This window comes from Promicromonospora sp. NPDC110617 (assembly GCF_055598465.1).
On sequence record NZ_JBVKBM010000001.1, the window covers coordinates 749287 to 764936 of the forward strand.

Here is a 15650-nt window from a genome sequence, read left to right on the forward strand (position 1 = left end):
TGCTAGGTTCCTGAACAAATCGGCCGTCGGTGTCGACGACGGCCCAGGACCCGAAGCGAGGTGGTTCCCCGTGAGAGCTCGTCGCGTACCGCTCTTTGTCGCAACCCTTGTCGCCGCACTCCTGACGACCGGGGTCGTCGCAGTCCCCGGCTCGGCGGCCACCGCGGGCGGCTCGGCCGCGCCCGCCGCGGTCGCCGACTGCAGCGCGCCCGCCTGGAGCGCCGGCGCCGTCTACGTCGGCGGCAACCTCGTCACGCACGCCGGTGCCTCGTGGCGCGCCAAGTGGTGGACCCAGGGCGAGACGCCCGGGACCACCGGTGAGTGGGGCGTCTGGGAGCGGGTCGGCACGTGCGACGGCGGCGAGCCGCCCGTCGACCCGCCGGGCACCGACGACTTCCCGGTCAGCCAGGCCCAGTTCAACTCGTTCTTCCCGAACCGGAACTCGTTCTACACGTACGCGGGCCTGGTCGACGCGCTCAGCGCCTACCCCGGCTTCGCCAACAGCGGCAGCGAGACCGTCCAGAAGCGTGAGGCCGCGGCGTTCCTCGCCAACGTCTCGCACGAGACCGGCGGCCTGGTCCACATCGTGGAGCAGAACACCGCGAACTACCCGCACTACTGCGACCGGAACCAGCCCTACGGCTGCCCGGCCGGCACCGACCAGTACTACGGCCGCGGACCCGTCCAGCTCAGCTGGAACTTCAACTACAAGGCCGCCGGCGACGCCCTCGGCATCGACCTGCTGAACAACCCCAACCTGGTCTCGACCAACTCGGCGATCGCCTGGAAGACCGGCCTCTGGTACTGGAACACCCAGAACGGTCCGGGCACCATGACGCCGCACAACGCGATCGTCAACGGTGCCGGGTTCGGCGAGACGATCCGCAGCATCAACGGCTCCATCGAGTGCAACGGCGGCAACCCGGCACAGGTCCAGAGCCGGGTGGACACCTACCTCCGCTTCACGAGCGCCCTGGGCGTGGACCCGGGCGGCAACCTCTACTGCTGACCCGCCATCCCACCGCGGTGGGATGCGTTGACCACAGCAGTTGCTGCCAGGAGCAGGGCTCGACTGGCAGCAACTGCTGTGGTCAACACCCGGGAGGCGCGGAGCGCCGACGTCGGGCGAAGTGAGCGGGCGAGGAGAGCGCGGCGACTAGGTTCATCCAAGAGTGAGAAGGAAGCCGCCGCATGGCCTCGCCCGGGGCACACCCTAGACGTCAGGCCGGCACCAGGTCGAGCAGGTTCTGCGGTGTCACCACCCGGGAGCCGCGCGGCAGGTCCTCCGGGGCGTCGAAGCCGAGGTACGTCACCGGTCCGGCGCCCTGCGGAACCGAGTGGTGCACCTTCACGCCGTCGGCCCGGAGCAGGTCCACCAGGTGGCGCACCGTGAGGTAGCGCCGTGCCGCGATGTCCCTGACCAGCGTCGTCGTGGTGACGCGGTGCCCCTCGACGGTGTTGAAGCTCGACCGTCCGCGCAGGTTCAGGTGCAGCCACAGCGCCTCCCAGCCGTCGTCGGCCCGCAGGAAGGCCAGCGGGACGGCGACCTTTCCGGAACCGGCCAGGTCGGACTTCAGCCGGACCGTCGCCGGCTCGAACGGCAGCCCGGCCTGCGCGACCTCCCGGGTCATGAACCCGAAGAACCCCTCGGCGACCTGGTCGAACCCCTCGCCGGAGAAGACGTGCACCTCCGGCACGACGACGTCCCGCCGGATCCCGGACAGCCTGACGTCCACGAATTCCGTGGCGCCGTCCGGGGCCTCGGTGAGGTCGCCGGAGTGCACGAAGCCCCCGCCGCGCAGCCGCGTCCACGAGACGTGCTCGGCGTCGGCGAAGTCGCGGTCCTGCAGCAGGCACGACAGGTCGAGGTCCGTGTCCGTGCTCTGCTGCCGCCAGTGCACGAAGAACCGCAGCAGTTCGCCGGTCACCCGGGTCCGCGAGCCGCGGGGCAGCACCCCGGCGCCGTCGGGCTTGGCCCGCGCCGACAGGGGGAGGGCCACGTCGAGAAAGTCGGGCTCGACCACCAGCTCGTCGGGCCGGGTGACCCGGCGGAGCACCTCGGCGTCGCAGGCCCGGGCCAACGCCGTCAGCGCGTCCTGCCGGAGGTCCGCACGGTCGTCGGCCACGGCCCACGCCCCGCCCTGCCGGTTGACGAAGACGCGCCGGCCGGTGCCTGGCCGCCCCGCGCTGGTCTTCCCGTCGACGAGGCGCCGGTTCTCGAGGTGCTCGCGCAGCCCGAGCACCACCCGGCCGGAAACGGACGGCAGCGCCCGCTTCGCCGCGTCGACGACGGCGGCCGCCTCGGCGTCGTCGGACGCCGACCGCAGCAGGTGGTCCGCGCGCCGCACCAGCGTGCCGGGAGACGCCGCGAGCAGCCGCAGGGCGTCGGCCCGCGCACCCGTCGCGAGCGACCGCTCGACCCGGGCGGCCAGGGACGGCGCGTCCTCGTCGCCACGGGCGACGGCGAACACCCGGGCAGCCGACGGCAAGGCCCGGTGCTCGTGCGGGTGCAGCCGCTCGCCGAGCCGCTTCCACGCCTCCCGGTGTACCGCGACGTCGCCGAGCTTCGCGGGCGACGCCGCCACGACCGCGTCGAGCGCTCCGAGCAGCACGCGCCGCACGGGGCGCGGCAGCGACCGGAACCGTGTCGCCGTCTCCAGCGTCACGTCCCCGCCGGACAGCGCGCACGCCAGCCGCAGGACGTCGGTGACCGTGTCGGCCTGGGGCTCGCGCCCGTACAGCACGTGCGTGGCGTTGACGATCGCGCGCGCCGCCCGCACCGGCACCACCGCGGGCTGCTCCATGCTGCCGCAGTGCCCGGCCAGCAGGGTGAGCGCGGTGAGGTCGGCGTCCGACAGCGGCGTCGTGCTCCCCGCGAGGTGGAGGTAGAGGCGGTGGGCCTCCTCGTCGAGCGTGCCGCCGACGTCGAGCACCGTGCGCCGGTCGCCCAGCGCGGGCACGAACGCGTCGTGCGCCGCCACCATCTCCTCGTAGGTGTGCTGGTACCGGCCGTAACGCGGCAGCGCGAGCAGATCCGTCCCGCCGCGACGCGCGAGGATCTCGTCGGCGGCCGTGGCGCCGGGGCCCTCCTTCAGCGCATCCCGAACGCACGACACCCAGAAGTCCAGCGTGTCCGGCACATTCTGCGGGAAGTCCTGGAAGTACGCGTTGTGCGCCACGTGCGCACCGATCGCCTCGTGCACGACGGCGAGGGTCTGCACCGCCACGAGCCGCGCGTCCTGCGGCGACAGCGTGCCCAGGTAGCTCAGCAGGCGGCCCGAGGCCTTGTAGCCCGAGGTCAGGAGCACGGCGTCGAACCGCCGGGCGACCGAGGCGGCGTCACCGGTCGAGACGGCGGTGAGGGGGACGCGCCCCGTCCGGCGGACGACCAGGTCGAAGATCTGCGCAGACATGACGCGCATCGTGGCACGGAACCGTGGTCCGGAGGGACAGGTTTCCCGTGCCACGATGGCCGTATGCCTCTCGCATCCCGGTACCTCGCAGCAGAGGACCGTTACGACACCATGCAGTACCGCCGCACCGGCCGCTCGGGTCTGGACCTGCCCGCGCTGTCGCTGGGGCTCTGGCACAACTTCGGCGACACCAGCCCGTTCGACACGCAGCGCGCCATCCTGCGCCGCGCGCTCGACCTGGGCGTCACGCACTTCGACCTCGCGAACAACTACGGCCCGTCCTACGGCGCGGCCGAGGCGAACTTCGGCCGGCACCTCGCCGCCGACCTCAAGCCGTACCGCGACGAGCTGATCCTCTCCACGAAGGCCGGCTACGACATGTGGCCCGGGCCCTACGGGGACCACGGCTCGCGCAAGTACCTGCTGGCCAGCCTCGACCAGTCGCTGACCCGCATGGGCGTGGACTACGTCGACGTCTTCTACCACCACCGGCCCGACCCCTCGACGCCGCTCGAGGAGACCATGGGCGCGCTCGCCTCGGCGGTCCAGCAGGGCAAGGCGCTGTACGTGGGCGTCTCCAACTACTCGCCGGCGCGCACGCGTGACGCCGCCCGCATCCTCGGCGAGCTGGGCGTCCCGCTGCTCATCCACCAGCCCTCGTACTCGATGTTCAACCGGCACATCGAGAACCCCGCCCACGAGGACGGGTACGACGGCGTGCAGAGCGAGTCGCTGCTCGACGTCGTCGGCGAGCTGGGCGTCGGGACCATCGTGTTCTCCCCGCTCCAGCAAGGCCTGCTGACCAGCAAGTACCTCGCCGGCGCCGCCCCGGCCGGGTCGCGTGCGGCCCGCTCCGACTCGCCGTTCCTCTCGGACCGGGCCCTCACCGAGGACTACCTGGGCCGCGCCAAGGCGCTCAACGAGATCGCCGCTGGCCGCGGGCAGACGCTCGCGCAGCTCGCCCTCGCCTGGGTGCTCCGGGACGAGCGCGTGACCTCGGCGCTCATCGGCGCGTCGTCCGTGGCGCAGCTCGAGGACAACGTCGCGGCGCTCGCGGCGGGGCCCCTGACCGCGGACGAGATCGCGGCGGTCGAACCCCTGGCGCGCCCCCTCAGCTGACGGGTCGGCCTCGCCGCTCGACGCCGTCCGCCCCGGGCACCACGCCCGGGTCGGGCGGCGTCGGCCGCTCCACACCCCCCGTTCCACCGCACTTCACGAGGCCGTCGCGCCGAATCGACCGGGGCGGCGGACGATGGGGGTTGTCCGCCGCTCGACGGGGAGGGGTACTGGGGGTACTGCACTCGCGAGAAGGAGCACCAGCGTGACCGACACCAAGTCCGCGATCGTCGTCGGGGCCGGCATGGTCGGCCTGTCCACCGCCTGGCACCTGCAGGAACGCGGCGTGGAGGTGACGGTCCTCGACCGCCACGGCGTCGCCGCCGGCTCCTCGTGGGGCAACGCCGGCTGGCTCACCCCGGGCATGGCGATGCCGCTGGCCGACCCGTCGCTCTGGGCCTACGGGCCGAAGGCGATGCTCGACCCCGACGCGGCCCTCAGCGTCCCCTTCCGCTTCGACCGGGCGCTCTGGGGCTTCCTCGCCCGGTTCATGTCACACGCCACGCCCGGCGCGTGGCAGCGCGCGATGGCCGCCCTCACCCCGATCGACCGCCTGGCGCTCGAGGCCTACGACGAGCTGGAGGCCGGCGGCGTGCACGCGACGTCGTACGCCCGGCCCTGGGTGGTCGGGTTCGAGCGGGAGCAGGAGTCGCGTCCGTTCGTCCACGAGCTGCGGGCGGTCGCGAAGGCCGGCCAGGAGGTCAGGCTGTCCCGGGTGCCCGACGGCGTCCGCGTGCCGCACCTCTCCCGGGCGGTCCGGTCGGCCTGGACCCTGGAGGGGCAGCGGTACATCGAGCCGGGGCCGTACGTGGAGGCGCTGGCGACGTCGGTCAGCGCGCGGGGCGCGAAGGTGCTGACGGACGCCCTGGTCACGGCCGTCCGGCCGGTGCCGGGCGGTGGCGCCGCGGTCGAGGTAGCCGGCCGGGACGCGCTGCGGGCGGACGCCGTCGTGGTCGCCACGGGCGCGTGGCTCCCTGACCCGGCAGCTCGGCGTGCGCACCCGCGTGCAGGCGGGGCGGGGGTACTCGTTCAGCGTGCCCGTGTCCGGCCCACCGATCGACCACCCGGTCTACTTCCCGGCCCGCCGCGTGGCCTGCACCCCGTACCAGGGGCGGTTGCGGATCGCCGGGACCATGGAGTTCCGCGGCCCGGACGAGCCCTTCCAGCCCCGCCGCGTCGAGGCCATCGTGAACTCGGTGCGCGGCCTCTTCGAGGACGTCGACCTCGACTCCCGCGAGGACGAGTGGGTGGGCTCCCGGCCGGTGACGCCGGACGGGCTGCCGCTCGTGGGCCGGACGGCGGCGCCCGGCGTCCACGTGGCGGGCGGCCACGGGATGTGGGGCATGGTGCTCGGCCCGGCCACCGGCCGCGCGCTCGCGGCGCAGATCACCACCGGGGAGACGCCGGAGGAGATCCGGCCGTTCGACCCCCTGCGCTGACCTCCGGCACCGGGCGCCGGCGACGTCAGGCCGCGCGCCCGGCCAGCCGGTCGAGACCGTCGAGGATCAGGTCGAGGCCGAACTCGAACTCGGTCTGGTCGTCGCACCAGCCCAGGGTGGCGCCCGGATCGTCGTGGGCGACCTCGGCGAGCATCTGGACCAGGTGCGGCACCTGGTCGGCCATCTGCTGGAGCATCGCCGTGGCCTCGTCGTCGGCGCCCTCCCGGGCACCGCCGTCGGCGGCGGAGCCCGCGGTCGCGCCGTCGGGCTCGAAGAGCTCCTGGGAGAACCCGAACGCCCGGCTGCCCAGGGCGTGCATCGCGTGGTGCACCAGGTCCCAGGAGAAGCCGCCGCGGCGCATCAGCCCGAGGAGCGAGTCGCAGTAGCGGACGATGTGCAGGCTGAAGGACGTCCGCGTCTCCAGGACGGTCGACGCCCAGGGGTGGCGCAGCAGCACCGTGCGCGCCGTGAGGACCTGCCGGCGCAGCGCGGGCTTCCAGGCCGACGGCGGTGCGTCGTCCGGCAGGGGGTCGAGCAGGGCGACCGCGTCCTGGATCTCCGCCGCGACGACGTCGACGACGCCGTCGAGCAGGTCCTCCTTGTTGGCGACGTGATGGTAGAGCGACATCGCCTCGATCCCGAGCTCGCGGGCCAGGCTCCGCATGGTGAGCGCGCCGAGACCCTCCCGGTCCGCCAGGGCGACCGCCGACTCCAGCACACGGGCACGGGTCAGGGTGGTGCGCGGTGGCGTGCCTGTCGTCTGCGGGGAAGTCATGGTCTCGCGATCCTACGTCCGCCGACCCTTGACGGGGCGCGGCGCCGGATCTACCTTACGACGTAAGGCTTACGCCGTAAGTCTCCTCCGGAAGGCGGTGCGTCATGTGGACCTGGATCCTGTGGGTGGTCGCGGCCCTGGTGCTGCTGGGGCTCGCCGCGTTCGCGGCGCTGGTGCTGGCCATGCGGACCAAGAATCCGCGCGGCCTCGCTGTCGTGCGCCGGTTCAACCGGCGGTTCACCAACCGTGGCGCGCTGCGGGACGCGGGGGAGCCCGGCGCGTCGGCGGCGCTCGTCCGGCACGTCGGCCGCCGGTCCGGGGCGTCGTACGCGACGCCGATCGGGGTGTACCCGATGGGCGGCGACTTCCTCGTGTACCTGCCGTACGGCCGGGCCGTGGACTGGCTGCGCAACATCCGGGCCGCGGGCACCGCGGAGCTGCGGGTCGACGGGCGGACGCACCTGGTGACGCCGGAGCTCGTCGAGCGGGTCGTGGCATGGCCGTAGCTCTCCGCGGCGGACCGCCGGGTCGCGCGGCTCTTCGGCGTCACCGACTACCTCGCGCTGCGGCGGGTGCCGGCGCGGGCGGGCGACGCGCCGTGAGGGCCGTGGTCCGCGACCGGTACGGGCCGGCCGACGTGCTGCGGGTCGCCGTCGTCGAGCAGGCCGAGCCGGGCCCGGGCGAGGTCGTGGTCGAGGTCGCCGCCGCCTCGCTGAACATGGCCGACGTCGACCACCTGCTCGGCCGCCCGCGCCTCGCCCGCCTCGCGACCGGGCTGGTCCGGCCGACCAACCGTGGCGTCGGGCTCGACGTGGCGGGGACGGTCGAGCGGGTCGGGCCGGACGTGACCGGCCTGCGCCCCGGCGACCGCGTCTGGGCCGACCTGTTCGACAGTGGGCACGGCGCGCTGGCCGACCGGGTGTGCGTCCGGGAGTCGGCCCTCTCGCCGCTCCCGGGGCAGGTCGCCTTCGAGGACGCCGCCACCGCGCCGCACTCGGGCTCGCTCGCCCTCCAGGGGCTGCGCGCCGCCGGGCCGATCCGGCCGGGGGAGCGGGTGCTGGTCAACGGGGCGGGCGGCTGCGTGGGGCCGTTCGCGGTGCAGATCGCGCAAGCCCGGGGCGCCGTGGTCACCGCCGTCGACCACGGCGACAAGCTGGAGCTGCTCCGCGAGCTGGGCGCGGACGAGGTGCTCGACTACCGCGAGGAGGACGTCACCCGCTCGAGCCGGCGGTTCGACGTCGTCCTGGACATCGCCGACACCCGGTCCGTCGTCGCGGTCCGCCGCTGCCTGGCGCCGGGCGGCCGGTACGTGCTGATCGCGCGGCGGATCGGCTCGTACGCCGAGAAGGCGCTGCTCGGCCCGGTGGTCGGCGCGCTGACCCGCACCCGGATCGGCACCTTCGCCTGGCACCCGAACCGCCGCGCCGACCTCGACGAGCTGGCCGGGCTGCTCGCCTCGGGCGCCGTGCGCCCCAGGATCGACCGCCGCTACACCCTCGACGAGGCGCCCGAGGCCGTCCGCCGCCTGGCCACGGGCGCCGCGAGAGGCAAGCTCGTGGTGGTCCCGGAGACGGGCCGCGGTCGAACGTAGGGTTGGTCGCTCGATGAGCCCTGGTGGAGCGACCAACCCTACGTTCGGCGTCCGCCGCTCGGCGCGGGCGCCGCATCGCGGTGTCGTGGTGGCAGGATCGGGCGCATGACGCAACGCCGCATCCTCATCCTCTCCGGCCGTGGACGTTACGAGGACCCCTGGCACGACCACGCGGCGACGTCGCACGTGGCCGCCGGGATCCTCGGTGAGCTGGGGGCCGTCGAGGTGCGCGGGCTGTTCCGCGACGCGCTGGACGACCTGGACTCCGTGGACCTCCTGGTCGTCAACGGCGGGACGGGCCGCCGGGACGCCGACTTCGACGGGTCCGACGACGACTGGCGCCCCGTCCACGACCGGCTGTCCGCCTGGGCGCGGGCCGGAGGCGCCGTCCTCGGGCTGCACCAGGCGGCGAACACCTTCTACGACGCGCCCGACTGGGAGGCCGTGCTGGGCGGCCGTTGGATCCCCGGCGAGTCGATGCACCCACCGATCGGCACCGCCCGCTTCGAGCTGGTCCAGGGCCACCCGGTCACGGACGACCTGCGCGTGGTCGAGGCCTTCGACGAGCGGTACTGCCACCTCCGCGTCGCCCCGGAGACGCGGGTGCTCGGCACCACCCTGGACGAAGACGGCGTCCCGCACCCCGTCGTGTGGGTCAACGAGGCGCACGGCGGCCGGAGCGTGTACTCGGGGCTCGGCCACGACGTCCGCTCCTTCGCCTCGGCAGGACACCAGGAGCTGCTGCGCCGCGCCGGGTCCTGGCTGCTGTCGTAGGCCCCTTGACCTCAACCGTTGTTGAGGTTGTTGGCTGGTCCGCATGGAGATCATCAGCATCGACACGGTGACCCGCTCGCTCGCCGAGACCGGCGCGTACTACGAGACGGTCCTCGGCCTGCCGGTCCGCAAGGAGATCGGCGCGGTCGAGATCACGGTCGGACGCACTGTCCTGCGGTTCCGTGAGGACGTCGACGCCGCGGGCGACCAGCACTACGCCTTCCTGATCGACGACGCGCGGTTCGACGCTGCCCGCGCGTTCCTCGCGGCAGGCCCCGGTCTGCTGAGCGACGGCGACCGCACCGAGTTCGAGGCGCAGGCCGCCTGGAATGCCCGGTCGCTGTACTTCCCGGGACCGGACCGGTCGGTCCTGGAGGTCATCGCGCGCCGTGATCTCCCCCGAGACCTGGGTGCCGGACGCGGCGCGGGTGCGAAGGCCTCGAGCCTGCCCGTGCCCGGCACCCAGCCCAGCCCGTCGGAACCGTTCGGGCCGGGCGACCTGCTGTCCGTGAGCGAGGTGGGCATCGCGGTGCCCGACGTCGTGGACACCGCCGACCGGCTCACCGAGGCCGGGATCGGCCGCTACCCGGCCGGTTCGGCGACGTTCAGCCCGGCGGGGCACATCGACGGCATGCTGATCCTGGTCAGCGTGGGCCGCAACTGGTTCCCGACGACGGACCGCATCGTGGGCGAGCCGCCCGTGACCGTTGTCGCCCAGTCGGGTCCGGCGAGCCCGGGCGTGGTACCCGGGCGGTACGAGCTGGCCCCGGGCCGGGTGCTGGTGGTGCGGCAGTAACCGTGCCTCACCTCATGCCCCCTCGGCGAACCCTGCCTGGCGCCACACCTCGTAGACCGCGATCGACGCCGCATTCGTCAGGTTGAGCGACCGGCGACCCGGCAGCATCGGGATGCGCAGCTCGTCGGTGACGCGGGGGTGCCTGAGCGCCTCGGGCGGCAGGCCCGTCGGCTCCGGGCCGAACAGCAGCACGTCGCCGGCCCGGTACTCGACGTCGGTGAAGCGGGTGGTCGCGCGGGTCGTGAACGCGAACACGCGGGCCTCGGGCAGCGCGTCGAGGGCCGCGTCGAGCGACGCGTGCACGTCCATGACGGCGAGGTCGTGGTAGTCGAGGCCGGCGCGCTTCAGCTTGGCCTCCGACAGGTCGAAGCCCAGCGGCTCCACGAGGTGCAGCCGCGCCCCGGTCACGGCGGCGAGCCGGATCGCGGACCCGGTGTTCCCGGGGATGCGCGGCTCGTAGTACACGATGTGGGCGAGTGGGTTCTCGGGCATGGGGGCGTCAGGCTGCTGCGGCACGGGTCCATTCTCGCTGCCCGACGGCGGGGCGTCGTCCTTGCCGCCGTCAGGCAAACCCGCCTACCCTGGCCACATGACGCACGGGCTCAACTGGTGGCGGCTGCACCCGCAGCCGTGACCTGACGCGCCCACCCGCACAGAAGTCCCGAGCTGCTCGCCGCAGCCCGGGACTTTTCTGTGCCCGACGTCGTGCGCGGGCGGCTCCCTGACCCAGGAGACCCAGCATGTCCATGACCCTGCCGCCCGAGGCGGCCCCGACGTCGTCCGCCCCCGGCACGCTCCTCGACCTCGAAGCTGCGCGCGAGCGACGCAGCACCACCCGCTCGGCCGTGGCGGCGCGCGAGCGCACCGCGGTGCTGGAGGACCGTATCGCCCGCAACCCGGGCGAGTACCGGGTGCTGACCGGCGACCGCCCCACCGGGGCCCTGCACCTGGGGCACCTGCTGGGCACCGTCGCGAACCGCGTGCGCCTGCAGGACCTGGGCATCGAGGTGTTCCTCATCGTCGCCGACTACCAGGTCATCACCGACCGGGATGACGCCGGCGATCTCCACGCCACCGTGCGCGAGGTGCTGCTCGACTACCTCGCGGCGGGCCTGGACCCGGAACGCAGCACCGTCTTCACGCACTCGGCGGTGCCAGCCCTCAACCAGCTCCTGCTGCCGTTCCTGTCGCTGGTCACGGTGGCCGAGCTGGAGCGCAACCCCACGGTGAAGTCCGAGGCGGAGGCGGCCCTGCTGCGGCAGAAGCGCGGCATCTCGGGCCTGCTGCTCACCTACCCGGTGCACCAGGCCGCCGACATCCTGTTCTGCCACGGCAACCTCGTGCCGGTCGGTGTGGACCAGCTGCCGCACCTGGAGATCACCCGGACCGTGGCGCGGCGGTTCAACCAGCGGTACTCGGCCGCGCGCCCGTACTTTCCCGAGCCGGACGCGCTCATCGCGCCGTCCACCACCGTGCTCGGCAGCGATGGTCGCCGGATGTCGAAGTCACGGGGCAACGCGCTGGAGCTGCGGGCCTCGGAGGACGAGACGGCGAGGTTCTTCAAGCGCGCGAGGACCGACGCCGAGCGTGCCATCACCTACGAGCCGGAGCGCCGGCCGGAGATCGCCAACCTGCTCCAGGTCGGCGCGTACTTCACCGGGAGCACCCCGGAAGAGCTTGCCGAGGAGGTCGGCGGAGCGGGCGCGGGGCGCCTCAAGGCTGTCGTCACCGAGGCGGTCGTGGAGGGTCTGCGTCCCCTCCGTGCCCGACGCCGGGAACTCGCCTCTGCCGGGCCGCGCCACCTCGACGAGGTGCTCGCGCGGGGCAACGCGCGGGCGAACGAGATCGCGGACCGCACGCTCGACGACGTCCGCGGGCTGATGGGGATGCGCTACTGACGTGGTCCTGCTGTCCACAACCCTGTGGACAAAGGAGATCCCCGGCCGGGATGCCTCAATAACCCGGCCGGGGAAATCTGTTCGGACGGCCGACGGCGCGACGGGTAGCCACCCGAGAAGGCCGCGCCGTCAGCCGCCCGAGATCATCGGGCCAGGCGCTCCCGCAGGGCGTCGAGCTGGGCGCGCAGCGCCGCCGGCGTGTGGTCGCCGAACCGGTCGAAGAACTCCTCGGTCAGGTCGGCCTCGGCCTGCCACGGGGCGGTCGGCACGTCGAAGAGCGCGGCCATGTCGGCGTCCGGCACGTCGATGCCGTCCAGGTTCAGCGTGCCCGGCGCAGGCAGGCTGCCCACCGGCGTGGCCACGGAGGTGTCCTCGCGCAGGCCGCGGCCGGCCTCGACCTGGCCCACGATCCACTCGATCACGCGCGAGTTCTCGCCGAACCCGGGCCACAAGAAGCGGCCGTCCTCGCCGCGGCGGAACCAGTTGACCTGGAAGATCCGCGGGCGCTTCGACTCCTCGATGCCCGCGCCGACCTCCAGCCAGTGCGCCCAGTGGTCGGCCATGTTGTAGCCGCAGAACGGGAGCATCGCGAAGGGGTCGCGGCGCAGCTCGCCGAGCGCGCCCTCGGCAGCGGCGGTGCGCTCCGAGGAGATCGTGGCGCCCATGAAGACGCCGTGCTCCCAGCCGAACGACTCCGCCACGAGCGGCACGTTGCTGGCGCGGCGGCCGCCGAACACGATCGCGTCGACCGGCACGCCGGCCGGGTCCTCCCAGGTGTCCGCGATGGTCGGGCACTGCGCGGCGGACACGGTGAAGCGGGAGTTCGGGTGCGCCGCGGGGGTCTCGGAGTCCGGCGTCCAGTCGTTGCCCTGCCAGTCGGTCAGGTGCGCCGGCGGCTCGGCAGTGAGGCCCTCCCACCAGACGTCGCCGTCGTCGGTCAGCGCGACGTTCGTGAAGATGGTGTCGCGGTCGAACGTCGCCACGGCGGTCGGGTTCGTGTCGACGCCGGTACCGGGCGCGACGCCGAAGAAGCCGGCCTCGGGGTTGATGGCGCGCAGCGTCCCGTCCGGGCCAGGCCGCATCCACACGATGTCGTCGCCGAGGGTCTCGACCTTCCAGCCCGGGATGGTGGGCTGCAGCATCGCGAGGTTCGTCTTGCCGCACGCGCTCGGGAAGGCGGCCGCCAGGTGGTACTGGCGCTGCTCGGGCGACGTGATGCGGATCAGCAGCATGTGCTCGGCGAGCCAGCCCTCGTCGCGCGCCATCGCCGAGGCGATGCGCAGCGCGAAGCACTTCTTGCCGAGCAGGGCGTTGCCGCCGTAGCCGGAGCCGTACGACCAGATCTCGCGGCTCTCCGGGAAGTGCACGATGTACTTGGTGTCGCTGCACGGCCAGGCCACGTCCGCCTCGCCCTCGGCCAGGGGCGCGCCCACCGAGTGCACGGCGGGGACCCACTGCTGGCCGGCGTCGATCAGGCGCAGGATCTCGTCCGAGACCCGCGTCATGACGTGCATGGAGACGACGACGTAGGGCGAGTCGGTGAGCTCGATGCCCACCTGCGAGATGGGACCGCCCACGGGGCCCATCGAGAAGGGCACCACGTACATGGTGCGGCCCTTCATCGAGCCCTCGAAGACGCCCTCCAGCTCGGTGCGCATGTCGGCGGGCGCCACCCAGTTGTTGGTGGGGCCGGCGTCCTCCTCGTCCTGCGAGCAGATGAAGGTGCGCGACTCGACGCGGGCGACGTCGGCCGGGTTGGAGCGCGCCAGGTACGAGCCCGGCCGCTTCTCCTGGTTGAGCGCGACGAGCGTGCCCGCGGCCAGCATCTGGTCGATGAGGCGCTGCTTCTCGTCGGCAGAGCCGTCGCACCAGACGATCTCGTCCGGCTGCGTGAGCTCGGCGACGCGGGCGACCCAGTCGCGCACGTCCAGGTCTCCGGCGGCAGGGATGCCGTTCGCGGCCGTGGACGCCGAGGTGTCTGCCGTGGTGGAGTCCTGACCGATGGTCACATCGGCCACGAGCTCGGCGACGAGCCGGGTTCGGCGGGGGTTCGCGAGGACGGACATGTGCGCTCCGATCGTCAGACTGCGGGCCACGGTGGCGGGCTTGTTTCCACCTTCACGTGCGGATCGCCCCGAATTCCAGCCCACGAGCTGTCAAGAATCGCCGATCTTCACGTAGTGTGAAGGAGCGGGTTCCTGCTGGCCCGTCCTGGGCAGCGACCGGGTGAAGCGACCACGAGCGGAGGGCGACATGCCTGCCGGAGGCGAGCCGACGTCGTCGGGCACCGAGACGGACCTGATCACCCTGGGGCGCCGGATCCGGCACCTGCGTACCGCCCAGGGGCTCACGCTGGACGCGCTCGGCGAGAAGGTCGGCTCGGCGCCCAGCCTGCTGTCGCTCGTGGAGAACGGCCGCCGCGAGCCGCGGCTCGGGCTCCTGCGGTCGATCGCGGAGGCGCTCGGCGTGCCGATGGGCGAGCTGCTGAGCGCGGAGCCGCCGTCGCGCAGGGCGGCGCTGGAGATCGCGCTCGACCGGGCGCAGCGCGGCCAGCTCTTCACCACCCTGGGCGTGCCCGCGGTCAAGCCGAGCCAGAAGCTGCCGATGCCGGTCCTGGAACAGCTCGTGGGCCTGCACGACGAGCTGGCCCGGCGCGAGCAGATGGCGATCGCCACGCCCGAGGAGGCCCGGCGGGCCAACACCGAGCTGCGCCTGGAGCGGGAGGCCCGCGACAACCACTACCCGCAGTTCGAGGCCGTCGCGGAGCAGCTGGTCAAGGCCGCCGGGTACACGGGCGGCGCGCTCACCCACCGCACCGTGGCGCGGATGGCGGAGCAGATGGGCTTCACGCTGCTGCACGTGGGCGACCTGCCCCGGTCCGCCCGGTCGGTGACCGACCTGCGCAACGGGCGCATCTACCTGCCCCCGGCGTCGACCCCGGGCGGGCACGGCCTGCGGTCGCTCGCGCTGCAGGCGCTGGCGCACCGTGTGCTGGAGCACGACCGGCCGCGGTCCTACGGCGAGTTCCTGCGGCAGCGCGTCGAGATCACGTACTTCGCCGCCGCCTGCCTGGTGCCGCAGTTCGTGGCCGTGCCGTTCCTCCAGGAGCGCAAACGGGAGCACGACCTCGCGGTCGAGGACTTCCGCGACGCCTTCGGCATCACGCACGAGGCTGCCGCGATGCGGCTCACCAACCTCGCGACGCACCACCTCGGCATCCCGCTGCACTTCCTGCGCGTGGGTGCCGACGGCGCGCTGTTCCGCGGCTACGCGAACGACGGCCTGCCGTTCCCGCAGGACGTCACGGGCGCCATCGAGGGTCAGCTCATCTGCCGGCGCTGGGCGGCGCGCGAGGCCTTCGAGCGCCGCGACCGCGCCACCGAGTTCTACCAGTACACCGACACTCCGGCCGGGACGTTCTGGTGCTCCACGCAGACGGGGTCGACGTCGCCCGCGGGCGGGCCCGACGGCGGTTCCGGCGCCTTCTCGATCACCGTGGGCGTGCCCTACGCGCACGCCAAGTGGTTCCGGGGGCGGGACACGCAGGTGCGCCGCGTCTCGACCTGCCCGGACCCGGCGTGCTGCCAGCGGCCTTCGCCGGAGCTCACCGACCGCTGGTCGGGCGAGGCCTGGCCGTCGGGGCGCATGCACCAGCAGATCCTCGCGGCCCTGCCGCGGGGCGCGTTCCCCGGCGTGGACGACGCTGAGGTGTACGCGTTCCTGGACAAGCACGCCCCGGACTGACCGTGTGTCAGACCTGCAGGTCATCCGGGTGACCTGTACGTCTGACACGTCCGGAGACTGCTGATACGTGCGCACGTATGACCTTCCGTCAGGTCCTCCGGGCG

The 15650-nt window shown here is 73.3% G+C and carries 12 protein-coding genes and 1 pseudogene; 9 read left to right on the forward strand and 4 right to left on the reverse strand.

All coding sequences use genetic code 11. The features are described from left to right. Positions 1 to 70: 70 nt before the first annotated feature. Positions 71 to 1009: a glycoside hydrolase family 19 protein gene (locus ACZ7LE_RS03185; protein WP_377233938.1), complete on the forward strand. Its 939-nt coding sequence runs from the start codon at positions 71 to 73 to the stop codon at positions 1007 to 1009. A 211-nt stretch (positions 1010 to 1220) separates the two neighbouring features. On the opposite strand, the gene ACZ7LE_RS03190 is transcribed toward ACZ7LE_RS03185, so the two are convergent. Beyond that, positions 1221 to 3413 carry a TerD family protein gene (locus tag ACZ7LE_RS03190; protein ID WP_470401930.1) on the reverse strand — a complete coding sequence of 731 codons (2193 nt, stop codon included), beginning with the start codon at positions 3411 to 3413 and terminating at the stop codon, positions 1221 to 1223. Between the two features lie 63 nt (positions 3414 to 3476). Here ACZ7LE_RS03190 and ACZ7LE_RS03195 point away from each other — a divergent pair, with 63 nt between their 5' ends. Together ACZ7LE_RS03195 and ACZ7LE_RS03200 are read left to right on the forward strand one after the other, a co-directional pair. Continuing rightward, entirely contained in the window at positions 3477 to 4532 is a 1056-nt protein-coding gene (locus ACZ7LE_RS03195; RefSeq protein ID WP_470401931.1) for an aldo/keto reductase, read from the forward strand. A gap of 241 nt (positions 4533 to 4773) precedes the next feature. Next, positions 4774 to 5968, forward strand: a pseudogene (locus ACZ7LE_RS03200) (NAD(P)/FAD-dependent oxidoreductase). 25 nt (positions 5969 to 5993) lie between these two features. Here ACZ7LE_RS03200 and ACZ7LE_RS03205 read toward each other — a convergent pair. Next, positions 5994 to 6743: a TetR/AcrR family transcriptional regulator gene (locus tag ACZ7LE_RS03205; RefSeq protein ID WP_470401932.1), complete on the reverse strand. Its 750-nt coding sequence runs from the start codon at positions 6741 to 6743 to the stop codon at positions 5994 to 5996. Positions 6744 to 6847: 104 nt separating this feature from the next. Here ACZ7LE_RS03205 and ACZ7LE_RS03210 point away from each other — a divergent pair, with 104 nt between their 5' ends. The 4 genes from ACZ7LE_RS03210 to ACZ7LE_RS03225 all read left to right on the forward strand — a co-directional run bounded on the left by ACZ7LE_RS03210 (position 6848) and on the right by ACZ7LE_RS03225 (position 9904). Next, on the forward strand, positions 6848 to 7249 hold the full coding sequence (locus ACZ7LE_RS03210) for a nitroreductase family deazaflavin-dependent oxidoreductase (RefSeq protein WP_470401933.1): 402 nt from the start codon (positions 6848 to 6850) through the stop codon (positions 7247 to 7249). Between the two features lie 92 nt (positions 7250 to 7341). Beyond that, the gene (locus ACZ7LE_RS03215; protein WP_470401934.1) at positions 7342 to 8334 is read left to right on the forward strand and encodes an NAD(P)-dependent alcohol dehydrogenase; all 993 of its coding nucleotides are present in this window, start codon (positions 7342 to 7344) and stop codon (positions 8332 to 8334) included. Positions 8335 to 8439: 105 nt separating this feature from the next. Further along, positions 8440 to 9108 carry a ThuA domain-containing protein gene (locus ACZ7LE_RS03220; RefSeq protein WP_470401935.1) on the forward strand — a complete coding sequence of 223 codons (669 nt, stop codon included), beginning with the start codon at positions 8440 to 8442 and terminating at the stop codon, positions 9106 to 9108. A gap of 43 nt (positions 9109 to 9151) precedes the next feature. Then, the gene (locus ACZ7LE_RS03225) at positions 9152 to 9904 is read left to right on the forward strand and encodes a VOC family protein (protein WP_470401936.1); all 753 of its coding nucleotides are present in this window, start codon (positions 9152 to 9154) and stop codon (positions 9902 to 9904) included. Positions 9905 to 9916: 12 nt separating this feature from the next. On the opposite strand, the gene ACZ7LE_RS03230 is transcribed toward ACZ7LE_RS03225, so the two are convergent. Beyond that, entirely contained in the window at positions 9917 to 10396 is a 480-nt protein-coding gene (locus ACZ7LE_RS03230) for a tRNA (cytidine(34)-2'-O)-methyltransferase (RefSeq protein WP_470401937.1), read from the reverse strand. A gap of 248 nt (positions 10397 to 10644) precedes the next feature. Between ACZ7LE_RS03230 and trpS the strand changes: the two genes are divergently transcribed. Then, a complete protein-coding gene (gene trpS, locus ACZ7LE_RS03235; RefSeq protein ID WP_470401938.1) occupies positions 10645 to 11802 on the forward strand; it encodes a tryptophan--tRNA ligase in 1158 nt (385 codons plus the stop codon). Between the two features lie 143 nt (positions 11803 to 11945). Here trpS and ACZ7LE_RS03240 read toward each other — a convergent pair whose 3' ends face one another. After that, positions 11946 to 13868 carry a phosphoenolpyruvate carboxykinase (GTP) gene (locus ACZ7LE_RS03240; protein ID WP_470401939.1) on the reverse strand — a complete coding sequence of 641 codons (1923 nt, stop codon included), beginning with the start codon at positions 13866 to 13868 and terminating at the stop codon, positions 11946 to 11948. 187 nt (positions 13869 to 14055) lie between these two features. On the opposite strand from ACZ7LE_RS03240, the gene ACZ7LE_RS03245 reads away from it, so the two are divergent. After that, complete coding sequence (locus ACZ7LE_RS03245) at positions 14056 to 15546, forward strand: helix-turn-helix domain-containing protein (protein WP_470401940.1); 1491 nt, start codon at positions 14056 to 14058, stop codon at positions 15544 to 15546. Positions 15547 to 15650: the final 104 nt, after the last annotated feature.

Coding starts and splice junctions, on each gene's coding strand:
- ACZ7LE_RS03190 (WP_470401930.1), bottom strand. CDS start 3,413: ATGTCTGCGCAGATCTTCGACCTGGTCGTCCGCCGGACGGGGCGCGTC.
- ACZ7LE_RS03195 (WP_470401931.1), top strand. CDS start 3,477: ATGCCTCTCGCATCCCGGTACCTCGCAGCAGAGGACCGTTACGACACC.
- ACZ7LE_RS03205 (WP_470401932.1), bottom strand. CDS start 6,743: ATGACTTCCCCGCAGACGACAGGCACGCCACCGCGCACCACCCTGACC.
- ACZ7LE_RS03210 (WP_470401933.1), top strand. CDS start 6,848: ATGTGGACCTGGATCCTGTGGGTGGTCGCGGCCCTGGTGCTGCTGGGG.
- ACZ7LE_RS03220 (WP_470401935.1), top strand. CDS start 8,440: ATGACGCAACGCCGCATCCTCATCCTCTCCGGCCGTGGACGTTACGAG.
- ACZ7LE_RS03225 (WP_470401936.1), top strand. CDS start 9,152: ATGGAGATCATCAGCATCGACACGGTGACCCGCTCGCTCGCCGAGACC.
- ACZ7LE_RS03230 (WP_470401937.1), bottom strand. CDS start 10,396: ATGCCCGAGAACCCACTCGCCCACATCGTGTACTACGAGCCGCGCATC.
- trpS (WP_470401938.1), top strand. CDS start 10,645: ATGTCCATGACCCTGCCGCCCGAGGCGGCCCCGACGTCGTCCGCCCCC.
- ACZ7LE_RS03240 (WP_470401939.1), bottom strand. CDS start 13,868: ATGTCCGTCCTCGCGAACCCCCGCCGAACCCGGCTCGTCGCCGAGCTC.
- ACZ7LE_RS03245 (WP_470401940.1), top strand. CDS start 14,056: ATGCCTGCCGGAGGCGAGCCGACGTCGTCGGGCACCGAGACGGACCTG.